23 protein-coding genes are annotated in these 23,231 nt (G+C 72.9%); 17 read left to right on the top strand and 6 right to left on the bottom strand.

Features of this window, described 5'->3' with window-relative positions:
• The first annotated feature begins 1 nt into the window (after window position 1).
• Genes glmS through tsaD form a run of 9 tightly spaced genes read left to right on the top strand, consistent with a single transcriptional unit; the run spans window position 2 to window position 8,862 of the window.
• Window positions 2–1,846 carry a glutamine--fructose-6-phosphate transaminase (isomerizing) gene (glmS, locus tag EUA93_RS02295; protein ID WP_129398389.1) on the top strand — a complete coding sequence of 615 codons (1,845 nt, stop codon included), beginning with the start codon at window positions 2–4 and terminating at the stop codon, window positions 1,844–1,846.
• Between the two features lie 3 nt (window positions 1,847–1,849).
• Window positions 1,850–2,203 (top strand): holo-ACP synthase, encoded by a 354-nt coding sequence (locus tag EUA93_RS02290; RefSeq protein WP_129398387.1) that lies wholly within the window; start codon window positions 1,850–1,852, stop codon window positions 2,201–2,203.
• Window positions 2,204–2,213: 10 nt separating this feature from the next.
• Window positions 2,214–3,629 carry an NAD(P)H-hydrate epimerase gene (locus EUA93_RS02285; protein ID WP_129398385.1) on the top strand — a complete coding sequence of 472 codons (1,416 nt, stop codon included), beginning with the start codon at window positions 2,214–2,216 and terminating at the stop codon, window positions 3,627–3,629.
• On the top strand, window positions 3,626–4,771 hold the full coding sequence (alr, locus tag EUA93_RS02280) for an alanine racemase (protein ID WP_129398383.1): 1,146 nt from the start codon (window positions 3,626–3,628) through the stop codon (window positions 4,769–4,771). Before EUA93_RS02285 ends, alr begins: the two co-directional genes overlap by 4 nt.
• The gene (locus tag EUA93_RS02275; protein ID WP_129398381.1) at window positions 4,768–5,835 is read left to right on the top strand and encodes an alpha/beta fold hydrolase; all 1,068 of its coding nucleotides are present in this window, start codon (window positions 4,768–4,770) and stop codon (window positions 5,833–5,835) included. The genes alr and EUA93_RS02275 overlap by 4 nt, the downstream gene beginning before the upstream one ends.
• Window positions 5,832–6,722, top strand: coding sequence for a tRNA (adenosine(37)-N6)-threonylcarbamoyltransferase complex ATPase subunit type 1 TsaE (gene tsaE, locus EUA93_RS02270; RefSeq protein ID WP_129398379.1), 891 nt, complete (start codon window positions 5,832–5,834; stop codon window positions 6,720–6,722). Before EUA93_RS02275 ends, tsaE begins: the two co-directional genes overlap by 4 nt.
• A 10-nt stretch (window positions 6,723–6,732) precedes the next feature.
• Entirely contained in the window at window positions 6,733–7,371 is a 639-nt protein-coding gene (gene tsaB / locus EUA93_RS02265) for a tRNA (adenosine(37)-N6)-threonylcarbamoyltransferase complex dimerization subunit type 1 TsaB (RefSeq protein WP_129398377.1), read from the top strand.
• The gene (locus EUA93_RS02260) at window positions 7,368–7,823 is read left to right on the top strand and encodes a GNAT family N-acetyltransferase (protein ID WP_165355032.1); all 456 of its coding nucleotides are present in this window, start codon (window positions 7,368–7,370) and stop codon (window positions 7,821–7,823) included. Before tsaB ends, EUA93_RS02260 begins: the two co-directional genes overlap by 4 nt.
• Complete coding sequence (gene tsaD, locus EUA93_RS02255; protein ID WP_129398375.1) at window positions 7,816–8,862, top strand: tRNA (adenosine(37)-N6)-threonylcarbamoyltransferase complex transferase subunit TsaD; 1,047 nt, start codon at window positions 7,816–7,818, stop codon at window positions 8,860–8,862. The genes EUA93_RS02260 and tsaD overlap by 8 nt, the downstream gene beginning before the upstream one ends.
• 95 nt (window positions 8,863–8,957) lie before the next feature.
• Here the strand turns inward: tsaD and EUA93_RS02250 are convergent, their stop codons facing one another.
• Entirely contained in the window at window positions 8,958–10,439 is a 1,482-nt protein-coding gene (locus EUA93_RS02250) for a hypothetical protein (protein WP_129398373.1), read from the bottom strand.
• Entirely contained in the window at window positions 10,439–10,879 is a 441-nt protein-coding gene (locus EUA93_RS02245; protein ID WP_129398371.1) for a hypothetical protein, read from the bottom strand. Before EUA93_RS02245 ends, EUA93_RS02250 begins: the two co-directional genes overlap by 1 nt.
• Window positions 10,880–11,027: 148 nt before the next feature.
• Here EUA93_RS02245 and EUA93_RS02240 point away from each other — a divergent pair, with 148 nt between their 5' ends.
• Complete coding sequence (locus tag EUA93_RS02240) at window positions 11,028–11,630, top strand: hypothetical protein (protein WP_129398369.1); 603 nt, start codon at window positions 11,028–11,030, stop codon at window positions 11,628–11,630.
• Window positions 11,631–11,648: 18 nt separating this feature from the next.
• On the opposite strand, the gene EUA93_RS02235 is transcribed toward EUA93_RS02240, so the two are convergent.
• Window positions 11,649–12,881 (bottom strand): hypothetical protein, encoded by a 1,233-nt coding sequence (locus EUA93_RS02235; RefSeq protein ID WP_129398367.1) that lies wholly within the window; start codon window positions 12,879–12,881, stop codon window positions 11,649–11,651.
• On the bottom strand, window positions 12,878–13,459 hold the full coding sequence (locus EUA93_RS02230) for a SigE family RNA polymerase sigma factor (RefSeq protein ID WP_129398365.1): 582 nt from the start codon (window positions 13,457–13,459) through the stop codon (window positions 12,878–12,880). The genes EUA93_RS02235 and EUA93_RS02230 overlap by 4 nt, the downstream gene beginning before the upstream one ends.
• Window positions 13,460–13,634: 175 nt before the next feature.
• Between EUA93_RS02230 and EUA93_RS02225 the strand changes: the two genes are divergently transcribed.
• Both EUA93_RS02225 and EUA93_RS02220 read left to right on the top strand, forming a co-directional pair.
• On the top strand, window positions 13,635–14,753 hold the full coding sequence (locus tag EUA93_RS02225) for an S-(hydroxymethyl)mycothiol dehydrogenase (protein WP_129398363.1): 1,119 nt from the start codon (window positions 13,635–13,637) through the stop codon (window positions 14,751–14,753).
• Complete coding sequence (locus tag EUA93_RS02220) at window positions 14,750–15,370, top strand: MBL fold metallo-hydrolase (RefSeq protein ID WP_129398361.1); 621 nt, start codon at window positions 14,750–14,752, stop codon at window positions 15,368–15,370. The genes EUA93_RS02225 and EUA93_RS02220 overlap by 4 nt, the downstream gene beginning before the upstream one ends.
• A 33-nt stretch (window positions 15,371–15,403) precedes the next feature.
• Here the strand turns inward: EUA93_RS02220 and EUA93_RS02215 are convergent, their stop codons facing one another.
• Entirely contained in the window at window positions 15,404–16,066 is a 663-nt protein-coding gene (locus EUA93_RS02215) for a helix-turn-helix domain-containing protein (RefSeq protein WP_129398359.1), read from the bottom strand.
• Window positions 16,067–16,449: 383 nt separating this feature from the next.
• Between EUA93_RS02215 and EUA93_RS02210 the strand changes: the two genes are divergently transcribed.
• Together EUA93_RS02210 and EUA93_RS02205 are read left to right on the top strand one after the other, a co-directional pair.
• Complete coding sequence (locus EUA93_RS02210; protein ID WP_129398357.1) at window positions 16,450–16,920, top strand: GNAT family N-acetyltransferase; 471 nt, start codon at window positions 16,450–16,452, stop codon at window positions 16,918–16,920.
• A 36-nt stretch (window positions 16,921–16,956) separates the two neighbouring features.
• The gene (locus EUA93_RS02205) at window positions 16,957–18,759 is read left to right on the top strand and encodes a glycoside hydrolase family 3 N-terminal domain-containing protein (RefSeq protein ID WP_129398355.1); all 1,803 of its coding nucleotides are present in this window, start codon (window positions 16,957–16,959) and stop codon (window positions 18,757–18,759) included.
• A gap of 6 nt (window positions 18,760–18,765) precedes the next feature.
• On the opposite strand, the gene EUA93_RS02200 is transcribed toward EUA93_RS02205, so the two are convergent.
• Window positions 18,766–19,956 carry a class I SAM-dependent methyltransferase gene (locus EUA93_RS02200; RefSeq protein ID WP_242497206.1) on the bottom strand — a complete coding sequence of 397 codons (1,191 nt, stop codon included), beginning with the start codon at window positions 19,954–19,956 and terminating at the stop codon, window positions 18,766–18,768.
• Window positions 19,957–20,165: 209 nt separating this feature from the next.
• Here EUA93_RS02200 and groES point away from each other — a divergent pair, with 209 nt between their 5' ends.
• From groES to EUA93_RS02185, 3 genes are all read left to right on the top strand, one after another.
• The gene (gene groES, locus EUA93_RS02195; RefSeq protein WP_056605525.1) at window positions 20,166–20,459 is read left to right on the top strand and encodes a co-chaperone GroES; all 294 of its coding nucleotides are present in this window, start codon (window positions 20,166–20,168) and stop codon (window positions 20,457–20,459) included.
• 95 nt (window positions 20,460–20,554) lie between these two features.
• Window positions 20,555–22,177: a chaperonin GroEL gene (gene groL, locus EUA93_RS02190; protein WP_129398353.1), complete on the top strand. Its 1,623-nt coding sequence runs from the start codon at window positions 20,555–20,557 to the stop codon at window positions 22,175–22,177.
• A gap of 136 nt (window positions 22,178–22,313) precedes the next feature.
• Window positions 22,314–23,201 carry a GNAT family N-acetyltransferase gene (locus EUA93_RS02185; protein ID WP_129398351.1) on the top strand — a complete coding sequence of 296 codons (888 nt, stop codon included), beginning with the start codon at window positions 22,314–22,316 and terminating at the stop codon, window positions 23,199–23,201.
• The last annotated feature ends 30 nt before the right edge of the window (window positions 23,202–23,231 follow it).

The following is a 23,231-nucleotide window of genomic DNA, read 5'->3' as shown; positions in this document are numbered from 1 at the left end:
CATGTGCGGAATCGTGGGATATGTGGGTGACAGGCCTGCCGAGGGCGTGGTCATCGAGGGTCTGCGGCGACTGGAGTACCGCGGTTACGACTCCGCCGGTATCGCGCTGATCGACGCGGGCCAGATCGTCACCGACAAGCGAGCCGGCAAGCTCGCCAACCTCGAGAAGGCGATCGCCGAGTCGCCCCTGCCGCCCGTCACCACCGGCATCGGCCACACGCGCTGGGCGACCCACGGCCCGCCGACCGACCGCAACGCGCACCCGCACCTCGGGCGCGCGCGTCGCGTCGCGCTGGTGCACAACGGCATCATCGAGAACTTCGCCGAGCTCCGCGGGCGCCTGGAGTCCGAGGGCGTGGAGATGGCCTCCGACACCGACACCGAGGTCGCGGCCCACCTGCTCGAGGAGGAGCTCGAGACCGGCGTCGACCTCACCGTCGCCATGCAGAACGTCTGCCGCGGCCTCGAGGGTGCCTTCACCCTCGTCGCCGTCGACGCGCACGACTCCGACCGCGTGGTCGCCGCCCGCCGCAACTCACCCCTCGTGGTCGGCATCGGCGAGGGGGAGAACTTCCTCGGCTCCGACGTCGCCGCCTTCATCGAGCACACCCGCGAGGCGATGGAGCTCGGCCAGGACCAGGTCGTCACGATCACCCGCGAGGGCGTCAGCGTCTCGGGCTTCGACGGCACGCCCGCCGAGGGCACCCGCTACCACGTCGACTGGGACCTGTCGGCCGCCGAGAAGGACGGCCACGACTGGTTCATGCGCAAGGAGATCTTCGAGCAGCCCCGCGCGGTCGCCGACTCGCTGCTCGGTCGCCGCGGCGCCGACGGCCTGCTCCAGCTCGACGAGATGCGCCTGTCCGACCAGGACCTGCGCGACATCGACAAGATCATCATCATCGCGGCCGGTACGTCGTTCTACGCCGGCATGGTGGCCAAGTACGCCATCGAGCACTGGTGCCGCATCCCCGTCGAGGTCGAGCTGGCCAGCGAGTTCCGCTACCGCGACCCGATCCTCACCGCCTCCACCCTGGTCGTCGCGATCAGCCAGTCCGGCGAGACCGCCGACACCCTGCAGGCGATCCGGCACGCGCGCGTCCAGCGCTCCAAGGTGCTCGCGATCTGCAACACCAACGGCTCGACCATCCCGCGCGAGTCCGACGGCGTGATCTACACCCACGCCGGCCCGGAGATCGGCGTCGCGTCGACCAAGGGATTCCTCACCCAGCTGGTCGCCTGCTACCTCCTGGCGCTCTACCTCGCACAGGTCAAGGGCACCCGCTTCGGCGACGAGATCTCCCAGGTCATGGACCAGCTCGAGGAGATGCCCGGCCACATCGAGACGGTGCTCGGCAAGGCCGACCAGGTCTACGGGATCGCGCGCGACCACATCGACAACACGTCGGTGCTCTTCCTCGGTCGCCACGCGGGCTACCCCGTCGCCCTCGAGGGTGCGCTCAAGCTCAAGGAGATCGCCTACCTCCACGCCGAGGGCTTCGCGGCCGGCGAGCTGAAGCACGGTCCGATCGCGCTCGTCGAGGAGGGCCTGCCGATCCTGTGCGTCGTACCTCCCCGGGGTCGCGACCAGCTCCACGACAAGATGATCAGCGGCATCCAGGAGGTCCGCGCCCGCGGCGCCCGCACGCTCTGCCTCGCCGAGGAGGGCGACACCGCCATCGAGCCGTACGCCGACGTGCTGATCACGCTGCCCCAGGTGCCGGTGCTGCTCCAGCCGCTCGTCGCGGTCGTGCCGCTCCAGCTCTTCGCCTGCGAGCTGGCCACCCTCCTCGGCCACGACGTCGACCAGCCGCGCAACCTCGCCAAGTCCGTCACGGTCGAGTAGACCGTGCCCGTCATCGGCGTCGGGATCGACGTGGTCGACATCGACCGCTTCGTGACCTCCCTCGAGCGCACCCCGTCGCTGAGGGCCCGGCTGTTCACCCCGGCCGAGGAGGTCCGGCCGCCGGCGTCGCTCGCGGCCCGCTTCGCGGCCAAGGAGGCGATCGCGAAGGCGCTCGGTGCGCCGGTCGGGATGCACTGGCACGACGCCGAGATCGTCTCCGAGGACACCGGCCGGCCGCGCTTCGAGATCCGCGGCACGGTCGCCGCCCGGGCCGAGCAGCTCGGGGTCGCGCACGTCCACGTCTCCCTCTCCCACGACGCCGGCATCGCCTCGGCGGTCGTGGTGCTCGAGTCCTGAGGAGGTCGGCTTGCTCCGCGCGCACACCGTCGCCGACGTCCGCCGCGTCGAGGCACTCGCCATGGCCGGGCTGCCCGACGGTGCGCTGATGCAGCAGGCAGCGGCCGGTCTCGCGGCCGCGGTCGTCGACGTGCTGGGTGGTGCGTACGGCCGTCGCGTCCTGCTGCTCGTCGGCGCGGGCGACAACGGCGGCGACGCGCTGTGGGCCGGGGCCCGGCTCGCCCGCCGCGGGGTCCGGGTGGAGGCCCTGCTGCTCTCCGAGCGGGTGCACGAGGACGGCCTGGCCGCGCTGCGTGCGGCCGGCGGTGTCGCCACCGACGACCTGGCCGAGCTGGGCGAGGCCCCGGACCTCGTCGTCGACGGCATCGTCGGCATCGGCGGCCGGCCCGGCCTGCGTCCCGGTGCGGTCGCGGCGCTGGAGCGGTTCGCCGGCGTGCCGGTGGTCGCGGTCGACGTGCCGTCCGGGATCGACGTCGACACCGGGCGCGTCGAGGGCCCGCACGTGACGGCCGACCTCACCGTCACCTTCGGCACCCACAAGGTCGCCCACCTCGCCGACCCGGCCTCGCTCGCGTGCGGCGCGCTGCACCTGGTCGACATCGGCCTCGAGCCGTTCCTCGTCCACTCCGAGCCGGCCGTCGAGGCGCTCCAGCCCGACGACGTACGACACCTGCTGCCGCACCCGTCGCCGGACGCGCAGAAGTACGTCCGCGGCGTGGTCGGCGTGCGCGCCGGGTCGGGCGCCTACCCCGGTGCGGCGCTGCTCGCCGTCGGGGGCGCGAACACCGGCCTGGTCGGCATGGTCCGCTACGTCGGCCCCGAGCAGGTCGCCGACACCGTCCGCGTCGCGCACCCCGAGGTGGTCGGCGCCGGCCGGGTGCAGGCGTGGGTCGTGGGCCCGGGCGGTGGCGACGACGCGGGGGAGATGCTCGCCGCGGCCCGCGCGGACGGCGTACCCCTCGTGGTGGACGCCGACGCCCTGCAGCACGTCGACGGCCCGGTGCCCGGCTGGGTGCTCACGCCCCACGCGGGCGAGCTCGCCGCCATGCTCGGCGCCGACCGGACCGAGGTCGAGGCGGCGCCTCTGGAGCACGTCCGCGAGGCTGCCCGGCGATGGGACTGCGTGGTGCTGCTCAAGGGTCACCACACGCTGGTCGCCGGCCCCGCGGGCCGGGTCCGGGCGACGACGACGGGTGTCCCGTGGCTGGCCACCGCCGGCGCGGGTGACGTGCTGGCGGGTCTGGTCGGTGCACTGCTCGCGGCCGGCCTCGAGCCGTACGACGCCGCGTCCGTCGGCTCCTGGCTGCACGGCGCCGCCGCGACCGAGGCGGCCGCCGGCGGTCCGCTCACGGCCAGCCGGGTCGCGGTCCAGATCCCGTCTCTGGTGCGCGAGGTCCTCGCAGGTTTGGGAGGATCGACCCCATGACCGGTCCCGCGCATCGTGCCGAGATCGTGGTCGACCTGGCTGCCGTCCGGCACAACGTCCGCATCCTCAAGGACCTCGTCTCGGTCGACGGACCCGTGCAGCTGATGGTCGTCGTCAAGGCCGACGGGTACGGCCACGGCATGGTCGAGGTGGCCGCCGCGGCCCGCGACGCGGGCGCCGACTGGCTGGGCGTGGCCACGCTCGACGAGGCGCTCGCGCTCCGCGCGGCCGGCGACCACGGCCCGCTGCTGTGCTGGCTCACCGCCACCGGCGACGACTACGCGGCGGGAGTCGCGGCGGGCGTCGAGCTCACGGCGTACTCCGTCGCCGAGCTGGAGGAGATCGCCGCCGTCGGCGGCGCCCGGGTGCAGCTCAAGGTCGACACCGGGCTCTCGCGCGGTGGCGCCGCCCGGGACGACTGGCCCGCCTTCTTCGCCGCGGCCGCGGCCCTCGAGGACGCCGGTCGGATCACCGTCACCGGCCTCTGGTCGCACTTCGTGGCCAGCGACGAGCCCGCCCACCCGGCCAACGACGCGCAGGAGGCGGCCTTCCGGGAGGCGCTCGCGCTGGCCGAGGAGGCCGGGCTCGAGCCCGAGGTCACCCACCTCGCCAACTCGGCTGCCACGCTCCTGCGCCCCTCGTCGCACTTCGACCTCGTCCGCTGCGGGATCGCGACCTACGGCCTCGACCCCGCCCCCGGCACCAGCCCGCGCATCGGGCTCAGGCCGGCGATGACCGTCCGCGCACGCCTGGTGATGAGCAAGGCGATCGCGGCGGGCGAGGGGGTCTCCTACGGCCACACCTGGTACGCCGGCGAGGACACCACCGTCGGGCTGGTGCCGGTCGGCTACGGCGAGGGCGTCCCGCGGGCGGCCGGCAACACCGCGTCGGTGTGGGTCGAGGACTCGCTGCGCCCGATCCGCGGACGGGTCTGCATGGACCAGCTCGTCGTCGACCTCCACGGCGAGCTCCCACGGCCGGGCACCGAGGTGGTCCTGTTCGGTCCCGGCGACCTCGGCGAGCCGACCGCCCAGGACTGGGCCGAGGCCGTCGACACCATCAGCTACGAGATCGTCACGCGGATCGGTGGCCGGCTCGTCCGACGCCACGTCGACGCAGAGGTCGAAGGGACCACACGTTGAGCATCAAGGGCCGCATCTTCGGCACCGTCGTCGGCGCGGCCGGCCTGGCCGCCGCCGCCGGCGCGGTCGGCATCGCCCGCCAGAGCCGGATCATCGGCAAGCGCGACGCCGGGGAGACGGTCGACTTCGGCGAGCTGCACAGCCCGGCGCGGGTGGTGGTGGCCGACGACGCCCTCGACCTGCACGTCGAGATCGACGAGCCCCAGGACTTCGGCGGCCCGGCCCCGGCCGACGACGACCTCACGGTCGTGTTCGTCCACGGCTACTGCCTCAACCTCGACTGCTGGCACTTCCAGCGCGCGGCCTACCGCGGCCAGGTGCGCACCGTCTTCTTCGACCAGCGCAGCCACGGTCGGTCGCCCCGCTCCAGCGAGGAGCACAGCACGATCGAGCAGCTCGGGTCCGACCTGCGCCGGGTCATCGAGGACACGGTCCCCGGGCGTTGCCTCGTGGTCGGCCACTCGATGGGCGGGATGAGCATCGTCGCGCTGGCCCACGAGCACGCCGAGCTGTTCGGCGACAAGGTGGTCGGCGCCGCCCTGGTCTCCACCACCGCGGGCGGTCTCGACCCGGGCCGGATCCTCTTCCCCGTGCTGCCCCTCGGGCTCGGGGGACGCTTCATGGGCCGCGCCGTGCGCACCCTCACGATCGGCCACCGGGCCGTCGACGTCGCTCGCTCGTGGGGCCGGGCGGTCGCCGACGTGGTGACCGACCGCTACGCGTTCGGCTCCGACCCGGTGCCGGCCGCGATGGTCGAGTTCGTCTACTCGATGCTCAACGCGACGCCCTTCGCCGTGGTCGCGCAGTTCTACCCGGCCTTCGCGACGCTCGACAAGTTCGACCACCTCGAGGCGCTCGGCCGGGTGCCCACCTCGATCATCTGCGGCTCCGACGACAAGATCACCTCCGTCGGTCACAGCCGCAAGCTGCACAGCCGGATCCCCGGATCCAGCCTGCTCGAGTGCGAGGGCGCGGGCCACATGGTCCTCCTCGAGCGCCACAAGGAGGTCACCGCCGAGCTCGACGACCTGATCTCGCTGGCCCAGGGACAGGACCTGCGGTGAGTGTCGTCGTACGCCGGGTGGGTCCCGAGGCGGCCGCCGAGGTCCTGGCCGTGGTGCAGGAGGCCTTCGGGGCGCGACCGCCGCTCGACCCGCCGGCTGACGCGCTGGCGGAGGACGTCGACTCGATCGCGCGCCTGCTCGCCGGCCGCGGCGGCCTGCTCGCGACCCTCGACGGCACGCCCGTCGGGTGCGTGGTGCTCGACCCCCGCGCGGACGGTGTCGTGCTGCGCCGCTTCGGGGTCACCCCCGCCGCACAGGGACGGGGCGTCGCCACCGCGCTCGTCGAGGCCGCGCGCGAGGCGGCCACCGGCCGCTCCGCGGTCATCGTGCTCGCCCGCGAGGAGCTGCCCGGCACGGTGGCCTTCTGGGAGGCCCACGACTTCGTCGTCACCGGTCGCACCAGCCCCTACGTCGAGCTCGCGCTGTGGCTCGGCACGAGCTTCGACGCACCCGACGCCGAGACGATGCGGGCCCTGGGGGAGCGCGTCGGTGCGAGCCTCGTCGCCGGAGACCTCGTCGTGCTGACCGGCGAGCTGGGGGCCGGCAAGACCACCTTCACGCAGGGCCTCGGCGAGGGGCTCCAGGTGCGCGGCGGCGTCACCTCGCCGACGTTCGTGATCTCGCGGGTGCACCCGTCCCTGGTGGGCGGACCCGACCTGGTGCACGTCGACGCCTACCGCCTCGGCGGCCTCGAGGAGCTCGACGACCTCGACCTGGACACCTCGCTCGAGGACGCGGTGACGGTCGTCGAGTGGGGAGCCGGGCTCGCGGAGGGCCTGGCCGACTCGCGCCTCGAGGTCACCATCGAGCGCACCGTGGGCGACGCCCCGGGCGCCGACGAGCTCGACCCGCGACGGGTGTCCCTGCGCTGGGTCGTCGGGAAGTAGCCTCGACGCCGTGCTCCTCGCCTTCGACACCGCGACCCCGCTGGTCTCCGTCGCCCTCCACGACGGCGACCGCGTCGTGGTCGAGCACTCCTCCGAGGTGCCGATGAAGCACGGCGAGCACCTCGCACCGCTCATCGCCCGCGCGATGGCCGACGTCGGGATCGTGCGCCAGGACCTGACCGCGATCGCCGTCGGCGTCGGACCGGGCCCGTTCACCGGCCTGCGCGTCGGCGTCGTCACCGCCCGCACGCTCGGCTTCGTGCTCGACGTCCCGGTCTACGGCGTGTGCTCCCTCGACGCCATCGCGCTCGAGGCGGTCGAGACCGGGGCCGCGCGCGGCAGCTTCCTCGTCGCGACCGACGCCCGCCGCAAGGAGGTCTACCTCGCGTCGTACGACGCCGACGGCAGGCGGCTCGAGGGGCCGGTCGTCACCAGGCCGGCCGACGTGGCCACCGACGCCCCGGTCGCCGGGGCCGGCCCGGGGCTCTACCCCGATGCGTTCCCGACCGCGATCACGCCGACCCGGCCGAGCGCCGGCTGGCTCGCAGCAGGAGTCGGCGCCGAGCTCGTAGAATTGCTGGACCCCGAGCCCCTCTACCTCCGCCGACCCGACGCGGTCGCCGGCGCACCCAGAAAGCCCGTCTCGTGATCCGTCCCGCCGTGCTCGCCGACCTGCCTGCCCTCTCCGCGCTCGAGCAGGAGCTCTTCGGTCCCGACGCGTGGAGCGAGCAGCTGATCCGCCAGGAGATCGAGGGCCCCGGCCGCCGCTTCGTGGTGGCCGACGACCTGTCCGGGTACGCCGTCACGATGACGGCCGGCGACATCGTCGACCTGCTCCGCATCGGCGTACGGCCCGACGCCCGGCGCTCCGGCATCGCCTCCCGGTTGCTCGACGAGCTCCTCGTCGGCACCGACGACGCGTCGCGGATGCTGCTCGAGGTGAGCGTGACGAACTCCGAGGCGCTCGGCTTCTACGTCGCGCGCCAGTTCAGCGTGATCGACGTACGCCCCCACTACTACCGCGACGGGTCCGAGGCGCTGGTGATGTGCCGCTGGCTGCCGGGCGCGGCACGCGCGGAGACGGCGACCTCGCATGACTGACGAGCCCCTGGTCCTCGGCATCGAGACCTCCTGCGACGAGACCGGGGTCGGGATCGTCCGCGGGCACACCCTGCTCGCGGACACGGTGGCCAGCAGCGTCGAGGAGCACGCGCGCTTCGGCGGCGTGGTGCCCGAGGTGGCGAGCCGTGCGCACCTCGAGGCGATGGTGCCCACGATCGAGCGCGCCGCCGAGACCGCCGGGATCGCGCTGAGCGACGTCGACGCGATCGCCGTGACGAGCGGCCCCGGCCTGGCCGGAGCGCTGCTCGTCGGGGTGGCCAGCGCCAAGGCGCTCGCGATCGGGCTCGGCAAGCCCATCTACGGCGTCAACCACCTCGCCGCGCACGTCGCGGTCGACCAGCTCGAGCACGGGCCGCTCCCCGAACCGTGCCTGGCGATGCTCGTCTCCGGCGGCCACTCGAGCCTGCTCGAGGTCACCGACGTGACCGTCGGCGTCGAGCCGATGGGCTCCACGATCGACGACGCGGCCGGCGAGGCCTTCGACAAGGTCGCCCGCCTGCTCGGGCTGCCGTTCCCGGGCGGGCCGCACATCGACAAGCAGGCCCGCAGCGGCAACAGCGTCGCCATCGACTTCCCGCGCGGGTTGACCAGTCGCCGCGACCTCGAGCGGCACCGCTTCGACTTCTCGTTCTCCGGCCTCAAGACCGCCGTCGCCCGCTGGGTCGAGGCCCAGCAGCGCGCCGGCGCCACCATCGACGTCGCCGACGTCGCGGCGTCGTTCCAGGAGGCGGTCTGCGACGTGCTCACCCGCAAGGCGATCGACGCCGCCACGAGCCGCGGGATCGAGGACATCCTCATCGGCGGCGGGGTGGCCGCCAACAGCCGGTTGCGCGCGATGGCCGAGGAGCGCGCCACCGCCGCGGGGATCCGCGTCCGGGTGCCGCGACCGGGCCTGTGCACCGACAACGGGGCCATGGTCGCCGCGCTGGGCGCCGAGCTCGTCGCGCGAGGTCGTACGCCGTCGCTGCTGGACCTGCCGGCCGACAGCTCGTTGCCGATCACGACCGTCGTCGCCTGACCCGGGGCACGGGTCAGGAGATGAAGAAGGTCCCCGCCCGAGAGCGGGGACCTGCCACATTGATCACCTGACCGGGGCGATCCCGAGGTTCGGCCTCAGTCGAGGACTCCGGGGGCGACGTCGTCGTCGCCGAGCCAGTCCTGGTCGTAGACCAGGCTGTCGCGCTCTGCTGCCTCGTCACGCTCGCCCTTGCGGCCGCCACGGCCGCCCTGGCCACCTGCTCCGGCGCCGCGAGCGCCGCTCGAGCCACGTCCGCCGGAGCGCGAGCCGGACTGCGAGCCCCCGGCTGCGCCCCGCCCACCGGCTGCACCGCGGCCCGCGGCCTTGCTGCCGGCGCCACGGCCGGCGGTCGAACCCGTCGCGCCTCGCGAGCCGCTGCCGGCCGCACCGCTGCGGGACGCGGTCGAGCCGGCTGCTGAGCCGGTCGTGCGCCCCATCGCCGATGCGCTGCCGGAACGGCCGGTCGCCCCGATCGGACGGGCCGGTGAGGAGCTGCCCGGTGCCCCGGGGAGGTGGCCGGGCCGGACCCCGCCGGACATGCCACCCATCGCGCCTGCGCCACCCGCCGCAGCACCGAACGCCGCGGCTCCGTGCGAGCCCGCCCCGTGCGAGCCGCCACCGAGGGACGGCGTCGCGCCGGAGGTGCCGGACGTGCCGGACGGGTGGTAGGTCGTCCCGCTCTGGGACTCGCCGCCGATGGTCGTCGTCGGGGTGTTCGGCCGTTCGGGGTGCTTCGGCTCGGGCCTCTCGGGCTGAGGCTTCTCGGGCTCGGGCTTCTCCGGCTCCGGCTTCTCCGGCTTCTCGGGCCTCTCGGGCTCCTCGGGCCGCTCCGGGCGGTCCTTGTCCTTGTCCTTGTCCTTGTCCTTGTCCTTGTCGTGGTCGTCCTTGTCGTTCTTGTCGTCCTTGTGGTCGTCCTTGTGGTCGTCGTCGTCCCCGCCGCCGCCGCCACCGCCGGGCACGTGGCCGGGACCGGTCGGGCCCGGAGGCGTGATCGGCGGAGGCTCGGTCGGGTCGGGCTGACCGTGGATCGCCACCATGGGCGGGATGGCGGCCAGGAAGGCGCCATCCATCTTCTGCGACCACTGCGTGGCAGCGGACTCCTGCTGGGTGCGCGCGGTGGTGTACTCCGTCATCGCGTCGTTGGCGCTCTTGCGCTTGTTGCCCTCCGCGGTGATCTCCGCGGTGGTCGGCTGGTAGCCGGGGGAGTAGGTGGGCGGCGTGTAGGGGGCCGGCTGGTCCAGGTCGGCCATGGACTTCTCGGCGGCCTGCGCCTTCTTGACGACCTCAGCGGTGTCGCGGAGCGCGGTGCCGGCCGTCTCGAGGCGCTTGCCCTTGTCGTCCATGGACGTCGCTGACGCGTCGAACGCCTCGAGCACGCGCTGCGCGGTGACGCCCGACATGCCGTCGCTCTGGCCGTCGCCGTCGCGCACCTTCTTCGCGCCCTTGCGGATTGCCTCGGCCGTGTCCTGGAGGAGCTTGCCGGCCTTCTCCCAGCTGGAGCCGGAGTCGTCGGTGTCCTCCCACCGGGCTCCGGCGAGGTAGGACTGCAGCTTCTGGCGCTCGGGACCGTGGCTCATCACGCACCGCCGTCCGTGGCCGGGGGCTCGTAGTCGCCGTTGCCCATGTCCGGAGTGGCGGACTGGTCGCGGGCGTCGTCGAGCGTCGTGTTGACCTGGCTGAGCGCGGTCTGGCGCTGGATCATCTCGGCGGTGGTGAGGCCGTCGACGTCGCGGACCTCCTCGGCCCACAGGTCGATCGCCTCGCCGTACTGCCGCAGCGAGTCGGCGAGCTTCTGGAACTCGTCGACCGTGGCCTGGTGGGCCATCGCAGCGTTCACGCCGATGCGGTGGGCGTTGGTGCTCCCCCCGAACCAGCTCGCGTTGACCGAGTCGACGACCTGTCCGGCCAGTCCCTCGGAGTTGGAGTTGAGCAGGGTGACCACCTGCTCGATGAGGTCCGGTGGTGCCTTCAACGCCGTCATGGCGTTGGTGACCAGACCGATGTCCGCGCTCAGCATGCGTCCCCCTTTCCCGCCGCGCCCGACGGTGAAACCAGATGTGGTGGCGATTTTCCCACGGATTCCGCAGCGGCGGACCATCCCCGAGGATCTGCCACCCGTCGGATACGGTCGGGCAGGTCGGACACCGGGTGACGCGGGAGGACTCATGACCAGGCACGCATCGGTCGCAGGCGCGGTCCTGGTGCTCCTGCTGACGGGGTGCAGCGGCGGGGGCACGGATTCCGCGGACGGCTCCACCGACCCCTCGACGACCCCGACGAGCAGCGCCTCGACCCCGACGGACGACTCGAGCGCGACCTCGGAGCCGACGCCGACGATCGAGCCGGCGACCGGGCCGCAGCTCGACGTCGAGGGCGTCAAGGTCAACGCCCCGGCGTCGTGGAAGCAGAGCTACGACACGATCGTGGTCGACATGGCCGAGAACGACGAGAGCGGTTCCCTGATGCTGAGCGTCGCCGGGACGGGCGGTGACCAGCTGTCCCTCGAGCAGGCCGAGAAGTACTTCTGGACCCGCAGCCAGAAGCCCGAGGGGTACGAGCCCCAGGACACGACGGTGATGGGCGGCCTCACGGCGTACCACTACCTCCTCCGCGACCGGCACCAGGTCACCCACGCGGTCGGCCTCTGGGACGCGGGCTACGTCGTCAAGGTCGAGCTCTCGATGCCCAAGCGGGTGTCGGAGGACGAGGTGCTCGCGGTCCTCGACTCGGTCGTCGCGACCTACGAGTCGCCGCGGACCGCTGGCTGAGGTCCGGGCGGTGCGCGCCTAGGTCCCGGCCTGGCTCGCGGCGAACTTGATCGGGACGAGGCTCGGGTCGATGCCCGACAGGTCCACGTCGATCCGCCCGACGGTGCCGTCCAGCCCGAGGCGTACGACGTACTGGCCCGCACCGCTCACCAACGTCGCGAGCATCGAGTCGTCGTCCTCCCACGCGACCTCGTGGATCCCGCGGATCCCCTGACGGGGGCCGACGAGGTCGAAGTCCAGGAGGACCTCGCCCGTGTCCGCGTCGAGGATCGCGAGCGTCGGGGAACCGTTGGCGTCGAGGTAGCTCGAGAACCCCACGACGTAGGAGCCGTCGGGGCTGAACGACACCAGGGTGTGGTCGCACGTGCTCCAGAGCGGCTCCCCCGTCCGGGAGCGGGCGTCGACGACCGATGAGCACGACGAGCTGTCGGCCTTGACCCGGGTCACCCCGACGGCCATGCCGGTGGTCGCCGAGGAGGCCCAGGGCCGGACGATCCCGGGGAGGTCCGCCGCACCCGTGCCGTCCGCCACGAAGGTCGTCTGGGAGTAGTCGTCGGGGTCGGTCAGGCTGGCGAGGACCTCGGTGTCGGACACGAAGCCGACCGTCGTCACGCTGGCGTCCTCCGGACCGGCGGGCAGCTCGGTGCGCCGGTCCTCGCGGCTGCCGTCGGTGGCCCGGTCGACCACGACCCAGCGCGTGCCGTCGTACTCGGCCCACGCGATCCGGGACTCGTCCGCCGAGACGGTGAGTCCCGTCGTCGGCCGCCCGTCCCCGTCCACCTCCTGGAAGTCGGAGTCGAGGACCTGCACGGTCTGGTCTCCCTCGACGTTGACCGTCGCCAGCCAGCCGTCCCGGTATGCGACCAGTGAGTCGTAGGCCTCCGGCAGCGGGATCGCCTCGTCGCCCACCAGGAACGTGGGCTCGACGACGTTGATCATCGGCACCTCGGGGCCGTCCTCCACGGGCGCGCTGCGTGCGTCGACGCGGACCGTGCCGCTGGCGATCGCCGGCGGTGGCTGGGGGGCGGGAGGTACGTCGCTGCGCTGGGCCTGCCCGACCATCGTCAGGCCGACCGGTACGGCGATGGCCAGGACGGCGGCCACGGCGGCGCCTGCGGCGAGCGCTCGGCGGCGCTGGATCCGGCGGGCGCGGGTGCGGACGTCGCCGACGTCGAAGGGGGCGCGCTGGACGCCGTCGGCCCGGCGGTGCAGCGCGTCGTGGACCTGGTCCTCGAGGGGAGTCTCGTTCATCGTGCGTCTCCGGACTCGTGGGGGTTGAGTGAGTGGGGGGCGCGGGCGCGCAGCGCGGCGAGGGCGCGACTGGCCTGCGACTTCACCGTGCCGGGGGAGATGCCGAGCACGTCGGCGATCTCGGCCTCGCTGAGCTGCTCGTAGTAGCGGAGCACGATCACGGCACGCTGCTTGGGCGACAGGGTCTGGACGAACGACCACAGCACGCCGCCCATCCCGTCGTCGTACTCGTCGTGCACACCGGACTCGGGCATCGCGCCCGCAGTGGGGTCGGTGGAGTTCTCGCGGCGCTTCCAGGCGCGGCGCCACAGCGAGTTGTTCTCGTTGACCATGACGCGCCGGACCCAGCCGTCGAGCGCCTGCGGGTCGCGGACCTTGTCCCACGACAGGTAGAGCTTGGCGAAGGCGTTCTGGAGGAGGTCCTCGGCGCCGGCGTGGTCGCCGGCCAGCAGGTAGGCCGTGCGGTAGAGGGCAGGTTGGCGCGCGGCCATGTACGCCGAGAAGTCGGCGTCCTTGTCCGTCTGTCGGTCGGCGCGTGCCACGTCGTTCCCCGGTCCTGATCCCTCGATGAGTGCCATGCCCACGATCCACCTCCCTTCGGCTTGCAGGCCACATGCGAGTGGCTTTCACGGTGGCGTGTCGGGGTGAGGACGCGGCCGGGTCGACGGGGGTTGCATCTGTTTGGGAGGCTCGACGCGACTCCGGGCGACCCGACGCCCCGGACACCCCAGCTCGACAAAGCAGGAGGCATCGATGCAGCAGGTCAAGGCCGTGGTCGCACTCGCGAAGGGCGAGCCGGTCCAGCTCACCACGATCAACGTCCCGGACCCCGGTCCGGGCGAGGCGGTGGTGAAGATCCAGGCCTGCGGCGTGTGCCACACCGACCTCCACTACCGCGAGGGCGGCATCAACGACGACTTCCCGTTCCTGCTCGGCCACGAGGCGGCCGGTGTCGTGGAGAGCGTCGGACCCGAGGTGGCCGGGCTCGAGCCGGGCGACTTCGTGGTCCTGAACTGGCGCGCGGTGTGCGGCAACTGCCGGGCCTGCAACCGCGGTGAGCCGCAGTACTGCTTCGCCACCCACAACGCGACGCAGAAGATGACGCTGGCCGAGGGCGACCTGGCCGGCACGGAGCTCTCGCCGGCGCTGGGGATCGGTGCGTTCGCCGAGAAGACCCTGGTCGCCGCGGGCCAGTGCACGAAGGTGGACCCGTCCGCGCGCGCCGCCGCCGTGGGCCTTCTGGGCTGCGGCGTGATGGCCGGTCTCGGTGCCGCGATCAACACCGGCAACGTGGGCCGCGGCTCGACCGTTGCCGTCATCGGCTGCGGGGGCGTGGGTGCCGCCGCGATCGCCGGCGCCGCGCTCGCGGGTGCGGCGAAGATCATCGCTGTGGACATCGACGACCGGAAGCTGGAGAACGCGCGCAAGCTCGGCGCGACGCACACGGTGAACTCCTCGGAGGTCGACGCGGTCGAGGCGATCAGGTCGCTCACCCCGCCGCCGGACGGCACTGGCCACGAGGGCGGCGCCGACGTCGTGATCGACGCCGTCGGTCGACCCGAGACCTGGAAGCAGGCGTTCTACGCCCGCGACCTCGCCGGCACCGTCGTGCTCGTCGGCGTCCCGACCCCGGACATGAAGGTCCCCGAGATCCCGCTCATCGACGTCTTCGGCCGCGGCGGGTCGCTCAAGTCGTCCTGGTACGGCGACTGCCTGCCCTCGCGCGACTTCCCGATGCTGGTCGACCTCTACCAGCAGGGCCGGCTCGACCTCGACGCCTTCGTGACCGAGGAGATCGGGATCGGCGACGTCGAGGCCGCCTTCGCCGCGATGCACGACGGCAACGTCCTGCGCTCGGTGGTCGTGCTGTGACCGCGCGGGTCGACCACGCGGTCGTCTCCGGGACCTTCAGCCTCGACGGGGAGACCCACCAGGTCGACAACAACGTCTGGGTGATCGGTGACGATGAGCAGTGCCTCGTGATCGACGCCCCGCACGACGTCGACGCGATCATGCAGGTCGTCGCCGGCCGCACGGTGAAGGCGATCGTGTGCACCCACGCCCACGACGACCACGTCCGCGTCGCGCCGGCGCTGCGGGTCGCCACGGGTGCGCCGATCCTGCTGCACCCCGACGACCGGCCGCTGTGGGAGCTCACGCACGGCGGGGACGAGGAGGGGGCCGAGCTCTGGGACGTCGACCTCTCCGACGGCCTCACCCTCACCATCGGCGGGGCCGCGGTGACGGTGCTCCACACGCCGGGGCACGCGCCGGGCGCGGTGTGCCTCTACGTCCACGACCTGGGCTGCGTCTTCACCGGGGACACCCTGTTCGAGGGAGGTCCCGGCGCCACGGGGCGGTCGTTCAGCGACGCCGACCTCATCAAGGACTCCATCCGGGCGCGGCTCTTCGACCTCCCGGACGAGACCGTCGTGCACACCGGCCACGGCCCCGACACCACGATCGGTGCCGAGAAGGCCAACGTCTGAGCGGTCACCTCGCGAGGTGCGTACGCCGGCGGGTCACGCGGCCCGTCGGCGTAGGCGCTCCTCGCGCGCCTCGTCCATGTGGTGCGCCTCCGCCACGTGCTGCTGGTCGCTCGGGTGGTCCACCGGCGTGCCGTGGACGTCGCGGAAGATCCGCTTCCATGCCTTCAGGTGGTACCTCACCCGCACCGTCTCCCGGCTTCTCGATACCTTCGTCCACCGGGGCCAGCTGCCGTCCGACAGCGAATCCTTCGGGGTCCACCACCCGGTCACCTTCAGGTCGACGTGGGCCGGGAAGCGACGTCCGCCGAGGTCACGTGCGCCGTCGTCGCGCATGGGCTCGACCTCCTCGCCGCTGGGCACGTCGTGGAGCTCGACGCCGACCTCCGCCATCCGCAGGAGCCTCAGCAGCACCGCTGCCCTCGGGCTGGTCCGACCCGTCTCCCACCTCGCGACGACCGACTGGGACACCCCGATCAGTGCGGCCAGCCCGCGCTGGGACACGTCGAGGATCCTCCTGATCCGGCGCACGAGCCCGGGAACCTCGCCGTCGAACGGACCCATGAGCCACCACTCGACCTCGTCGGTGGTCCACCCCTCCATCCGCTCCCAGTCGAGCTCCGTCTCCTCCTCGAGCCCCGTCCCCGGCCCGGTCCGGAGCCGCGTCGTGGCCGGCCCCCGCATCACTACTGTCGACATGCCATCCCGTCCTCGTGTCGTCGTGTGAACCTCGTCCACCGAGCACAGACGCCACCACCGACAAGACCTCCTCCGTCGTCCACAGCCTCGCGTCGTCCACAGGCCGGGCCGGCCCAGGTGGCCACCCTGCCGAGCCCTGCGCAGCCGCGCCGGCGCAGCCGCCCTGCCGCTCGCGCGCTGGATCCTGAGTCTCCGAGGGACTCAGGGCCGAGCGCGGCGGGGAATGGCGGGGAGGGTCGGGGAGGGTCGCTGCTCATCGCGCGCGATGCGACCTGAGTCTCCTGGGGACTCAGGGGCCAGCGGCCGGAGTCAGGGGGTGCCGGAGACGGTGTCGGAGACGCGGGTGCCCGGTGCCGGCGGCTTGTCGGCGCTAGGGTCGGGAGATGGCGAGCGACGAGGTGGGCGAGGGGTTCGTGCCGGAGGGGTTCGAGCCTCCGCGGGAGCTGGTCGGCGAGGGCTTCCGGCTGGAGCCGCTCGGGCCGCAGCACAATGCGTCGGACCTGGCCGCGTGGACCTCGAGCATCGAGCACATCCGCGCCACGACCGGGTTCGAGAAGTGGAGCTGGCCGCCGCTCGAGGGGATGAGCGCCGAGGAGAACCTGTCGGACCTGACCCGGCACGCGCAGGACTTCGTCGAGCGGACCGGGTTCACCTTCACGGTCCTGGACCCGGGCACGGACCAGGTCATCGGCTGCGTCTACGTCTACCCCAGCAAGGACCCGGACCACGACGCGCAGGTGCGGTCGTGGGTGAGTGCGGACCGGGCGGAGCTCGACGGGCCACTGGCGGCCGCCGTTGCCGGATGGCTCGCCGATGCGTGGCCGTGGGAGCGGGTCGACCGCCACGGGCGCTGACGCCGGGCCTTCACCGGGCCGTGCCACCATGACCTGATGCGTTCCCACTCGACGAGCCGGCTGACCGCGCTGCTCGCGACCGTCGCGCTGGTCGTCGGCCTCGGTGGGTGCGACGGTGCGGCTGACGGTGGGGGAGAGGCCGACGACTCGCCCGCAGGCGAGAGCGCGGCGGCTGCCAGCGCGCAAGAGGCACCGAAGTCGCCGTCCGAGGAGCTCGGGCTCACGGAGGGCTGGGGGCCCGACCGCGCCGAGCTCGACCGGGCCGCCCGGATCGTGGGCAGGATGCGCTTGCCGGACCTCGCCGGCCAGGTGATCGTGGCCGACTGGAGCGGTACGGCGGCGCCGGTGCGGATGGTGCGCGACCTGCACCTCGGCGGGGTCATCGCCTTCGACTCCAACGTCGCCTCGGCGGCCCAGATCGAGTCCGTGAACACCAAGCTGACCCGGCAGGTCAAGCGGACCTACCCCCTGTTCCTCGGCGTCGACCAGGAGGGTGGCGTGGTCGAGCGGCTGCGCGGAGCAGCGACGAGGTTCCCGGCCTTCATGAGCTCCGGTGCCGCCGCCGACCCGGCACTGACGCAGCAGGCGTACGCCGCGAGCGGGGGCGAGCTGCGCGGGCTCGGCTTCACCGTCGACTTCGCGCCCGACGCCGACGTGACCTCCGGGCCCGGCGACCCGACCATCGGGTCGCGCTCGGCGTCGTCGCGTCCGGCGACCGTCGCCGAGCAGGTGGTCGCCGCAGCAGCCGGCTTCGACGAGGCGGGCGTCCTGCCCGTCATCAAGCACTTCCCCGGCCACGGCTCCGTCCCTGCCGACAGCCACCTCACCCTCCCCGTCCAGACGAAGTCGCTGGAGGAGCTCGAGGCCGGCGACTTGGTGCCGTTCCGCGCCGCCGCGGAGGCCGGCCTGCCGGCGGTCATGGTCGGGCACATCGACGTACGCGCCGTGGACCCGCGGATGCCCTCCTCCCTGTCGCGGAAGGTGACGACCGGCCTGTTGCGTGACGAGCTCGGCTTCGAGGGCCTCGTCGTCACCGACTCGCTGGAGATGACCGGCGTGACGAAGGGCCGCGACCCCGGCCAGATCGCCGTCCGTGCGATGAGGGCGGGTGCCGACGTGCTCCTGATGCCGGCGTCGCCCGCCGTGGCCCGCGCCGCGCTGGTGAGGGCGGTGCGGGCCGGCGCGCTGAGCCGCGAGCGCCTCGAGCAGTCCGCGGCGCGCCAGATCGCGCTCCTCCTCCACCTCGACGGCGCGAAGGGCGCGCCCGTCGGCTCGGCCCAGGTGGCGTCGAGGGCGCTGTCGAACGCGGCCATCACCGTCACCGACGGTCCGTGCACCGGTCGGCTGGTCGAGGACGCGGTCCATCCCTACGGCGACCCCGGCGCCGTCTCCAGCTTCGCCGCCGCAGCGAGCCAGGCCGGGCTGTCCGTCCTCCTCCGCCGGTCCCCGCCGCCCCGGCTGGCCCTGGCCGCACCGCGGCCGGAACGGAAGAAGCACGAGGGCAAGCAGCACTTCAGGAAGCGCGTGAAGGCGTGGAGGAAGGCCGAGGCGATGCGCGAGCTCCGGCTCGGTCGCTGGACCGCACGCGAGGACGCCCGGGTCGCGGCCGGCACCCAGGTCGGGTTCACCGGCTACCACGACGCCCCGGTCGACGGCACGATCGCCGTCGCCACCGACACCCCGTGGGTGCTCGGCCGGGTGGGTGCGCCGACGCGGATCGCGACGTACGGCGACACCCCCGCCGCGATGCAGGCCCTGGTCGAGGTGCTGCTCGGCCGGGCGTCGGCCCCCGGTCAGCTCCCCGTCAAGGTCGCCGGGGTCGCCCGGACCGGGTGCTGAGGTCCGCTAGAACGGCTCGACCAGGAGTGCCGTGCCCTGGCCGGCGACGCGCGTGAGCACCACGGTCGCCTCGTTGTCACCCTTCAGCGCGAGCCGCTTGCGCAGCTCCTCCGGCACGACCTGCACGCCACGCTTCTTGATCGTCAGCCGACCGATGCCGCGCTCGTGGAGGGCCGCCTTGAGCTGCTTCTCGCGGTAGGGGAGGTGCTCGACGACGCGGTAGCCCCGCGCGAACGGCGTACGGAACGAGGCGTCGCCGGTGACGTAGGCGATGTGCTCGTCGACGAGCCCGCCGCCCACGCCGGCGGCCACGGCGGTGACCAGCCCGGCCCGGATCACGGCGCCGTCGGGCTCGTAGAGGAAGGCCCCGACCTCGCGGACCTCGACGCCGTCCGCTCCCAGCGGCGGGGCGTCCTCGTCGGTGAGCGTGGCGAGCCCGCCCTCCCCGATCACGGTGGCCCGCCGGTCGGTGGTCGACAGTCCCGGCGACCAGATGACGGCCTCCTTGACCTCGCCGCCGTCGCTGACCCACTCCGCCTCGGCGCCCGGCGGGACGAGGTCGTGGCCGATGCCCGGGGCGACCTTGACCAGGGAGCGCCGGGTCAGCAGGTCGAGCACCCACGGCCACGGCGGCGTCCAGCCCTCGACGTCGAAGACCCGGCCCCGGCCGCCGCGGCGGGCGGGGTCGGCGAAGGCGGCCCCGAAGCCGCTCGGGTCGATCGTGGTCGCGTCGCCGACCTGGACGGCTCCCGCGAGGCCCAGCACCTCGAGGTTGGCGGCGGCCATCGCGACCCGGACCGGGTCCTGGTCGATGCCCGCCGCGACGAGGCCGGCGCGCGCGAAGGCGAGGAGGTCGCCGCCGATGCCGCAGCCGAGGTCGATCACGCTGCCGCCCGGGATCGCGGCGGCCAGGCGCGCCGCGCGGTGGTCGGCGACGCGGGCCCGGGTGGCCTGCTCGAGCGCATCGGGGGTGAAGAACATCAGCCGTGCGTCCTCGCCGAACTTGGCGACGGCCTTCTCGCGCAGCTGGACCTGCGTGGTGGCCGCGGCCGCCTTCTCGGGGTCGGGCTCGAGACGTCGTACGACGCTCGCGACCCGCACCGGGTCTCGCGGGTGGTCGACCCAGGCCTGGGCGGCGTGGACCAGCAGCCGACCACCGTCGTTGGTGCGCAGCCACTCCAGCGTCCCGATCTCCACGGGGGCATCCTGTCAGGGAACCCGCAACCGCCCCTGCCGGCCTCTGTCTGGCACTCGCTCGGGGTGAGTGCTAGCGTCTGTTCTGGCACTCTCACCCTGAGAATGCCAATGCTCGCGAGCCTGGCACGACCCCCGCGACGGCGTGCCGCCGGACCGTGAGCCCACGTCCTGAAGAATCTCGTTGCAGAGAAAGTGGAGGTTGATCCGAAGTGTCGGTCAACATCAAGCCCCTCGAGGACCGCATCGTCGTCCAGACGCTCGAAGCCGAGCAGACCACGGCCTCCGGCCTGGTCATCCCGGACACCGCCAAGGAGAAGCCCCAGGAGGGCGAGGTCGTGGCGATCGGTCCCGGTCGCATCGACGACAACGGCAACCGCGTCCCGCTCGACGTCGCGGTGGGCGACAAGGTCATCTACAGCAAGTACGGCGGCACCGAGGTCAAGTACGCCGGCCAGGAGTACCTGATCCTGAGCGCGCGCGACATCCTCGCCGTCGTCTCCTGACGCACCTGGCCGCCCGGCCGGCGCACTGCCGCCGGCCGGGCGCCAGGCACGTCAGGCCCTGAACCACCCCATGAACATTTCCTAGGAGCACCTAGATGCCCAAGATCCTGGAGTTCGACGAGAACGCCCGCCGCAGCCTCGAGCGCGGCGTCGACGCCCTCGCCAACGCCGTCAAGGTGACGCTCGGCCCCAAGGGCCGCTACGTCGTCCTCGACAAGAAGTGGGGCGCCCCCACGATCACCAACGACGGTGTGACCGTCGCGCGCGAGATCGAGCTCGACGACCCGTTCGAGAACCTCGGTGCCCAGCTCACCAAGGAGGTGGCCACCAAGACCAACGACGTCGCCGGTGACGGCACCACCACCGCCACCGTCCTGGCCCAGGCCATGGTTCACGAGGGCCTCCGTGCCGTCGCGGCCGGCGCCAACCCGATGGGCCTCAAGCGCGGCATGGACGCGGCGGCCGAGGCCGTCGGCGACGCGCTGCGCGAGGCGGCCCGCGAGGTCGAGTCCCGCGAGGACATGGCCTCCGTCGCCACGATCTCCAGCCGTGACAGCCACATCGGCGACCTGCTCGCCGAGGCCTTCGACAAGGTCGGCAAGGACGGCGTGATCACGGTCGAGGAGTCCAACACCATGGGCACCGAGCTCGAGTTCACCGAGGGCATGCAGTTCGACAAGGGCTACATCTCCGCCTACTTCGTCTCCGACCCGGAGTCGATGGAGGCCGTCCTCGACGACCCCTACATCCTTCTCCACCAGGGCAAGATCTCCTCGATCCAGGAGCTCCTCCCGGTCCTCGAGAAGGTCATCGCGACCGGCAAGCCGCTCTTCATCCTCGCCGAGGACGTCGACGGCGAGGCGCTCTCGACGCTCGTGGTCAACAAGATCCGCGGCACCTTCAACGTCGCCGCCGTCAAGGCCCCGGCCTTCGGCGACCGCCGCAAGGCGATGATGCAGGACATCGCGATCCTGACCGGTGCCCAGGTCGTCGCCCCCGAGGTCGGGCTCAAGCTCGACCAGGTCGGCCTCGAGGTCCTCGGCCAGGCCCGTCGCGTCGTCATCACCAAGGACAACACGACGATCGTCGAGGGTGCGGGCGACGCCGGCCAGATCGACGGCCGCGTCAACCAGATCAAGGCCGAGATCGAGAACACCGACTCCGACTGGGACCGCGAGAAGCTCCAGGAGCGCCTCGCCAAGCTCGCCGGCGGTGTCTGCGTGATCAAGGTCGGCGCCGCCACCGAGGTGGAGCTCAAGGAGAAGAAGCACCGCATCGAGGACGCCGTCTCCGCGACGCGCGCCGCGATCGAGGAGGGCATCGTCCCCGGCGGTGGCTCCGCGATCATCCACGCCGTGTCGGTGCTCGAGGACAACCTCGGCCTGACCGGTGACGAGGCCGCCGGTGTCCGCGTGGTCCGCAAGGCGGCCGACGAGCCGCTGCGCTGGATCGCCGAGAACGGTGGCGAGAACGGCTACGTCGTGACCGCCAAGGTCCGCGAGCTCGGCATCGGCAACGGCTACAACGCCGCGACCGGCGAGTACGGCGACCTGGTCGCCCAGGGCGTCCTCGACCCGGTCAAGGTCACCCGCTCGGCCCTGGTCAACGCGACCTCGATCGCGGCGATGCTGCTCACGACCGAGACGCTCATCGTGGACAAGCCCGAGGAGGAGGAGCCCGCGGCCGGTGGCGGCCACGGGCACGGCCACGGTCACTGACCCCCGCCGCTCCGCTCGACGCAGCACCTGAACGACCAGCAGGCCCGCACCGGATCCCGGTGCGGGCCTGCTGCGTGTGACGTCGGTGTTACGCGTCGTACGACCTCGTGAAACATCCCTGGGGCATCATCAGGGCATGTTGTGGAGAGTGCGTACGACGCTGGAGGACCGTCCCGGTGCTCTCGCGGACCTGGCCACGGCCTGCGGCTCCGCCGGGGTGAACATCCTCGGCCTGCAGGTCTTCCCCGGGATCGACCGGGTCACCGACGAGCTCGTGCTGCGCACGCCCGACGACTGGGAGCTGCCCGACCTGGCCGACCTCGTCGAGCGGGCCGGCGGCAGCCGGGTCAGCGTGCTGCCGTGCACCGAGGCGGCGCTCAACGACCAGCCGACGCGCTACGTCCTGGCCGCCCGCAGCATCCTGGCCCACCCTGCGGGCTTCCCGGACGTGGTCGCCCAGCTCTTCGACGCCGAGGCGGACCCGGTCGGCTCGGAGCTCGACCCGGTGCTCGACGCGATGGACCTCGAGATCGGCGACGTGCTGGTGCAGCTGCGTCGTACGGCGCCGTTCACGGCTGCCGAGCACGCGCGCGGCACCGCGCTCGCCGAGCTCGTCACCGACGTCCTGGCCGCTGCGTCGGACCAGCCGGCCGTGCCCGACCCCGACACCGCCGTCGACGCCGGTCCGGTCTTCACCACCTCGGAGTCCGCGGTGACCGCCACGGTCGGCGGCGCGCCCGTCGGGTCGGCCTCGTGGACGGCCGACGACGAGGGCGCGTGGCACCTCGAGCTCGAGGTCGACCCCGCCTGGCGGCGTCGCAGCATCGGCTCGCGGCTCCTGCTCGAGGCCACCCGCGCGGCCCGGGCGAGCAGCGTGTCGGAGGTCGTCGTGCGCACCGCCGCGGACAACTCGGCCGTGCTGCCCCTCATCCTCGGCAGCGGCCTGCGCGGCCGCATCCGGATGGGGACCGACGACCTGACCGTGCGGATCCCGATCACGCCGTTGGTAAGGAGCACGTACTAATCCGTCGTGGTGCCTCGGCACTGACAGTCC

The sequence above is a fragment of the Nocardioides oleivorans genome (assembly GCF_004137255.1).
Classification (GTDB): Bacteria; Actinomycetota; Actinomycetes; order Propionibacteriales; family Nocardioidaceae; genus Nocardioides; species Nocardioides oleivorans.
The sequence above is the reverse complement of the archived record's forward strand: the minus strand, read 5'-3'. Positions and strand labels throughout refer to the sequence as shown.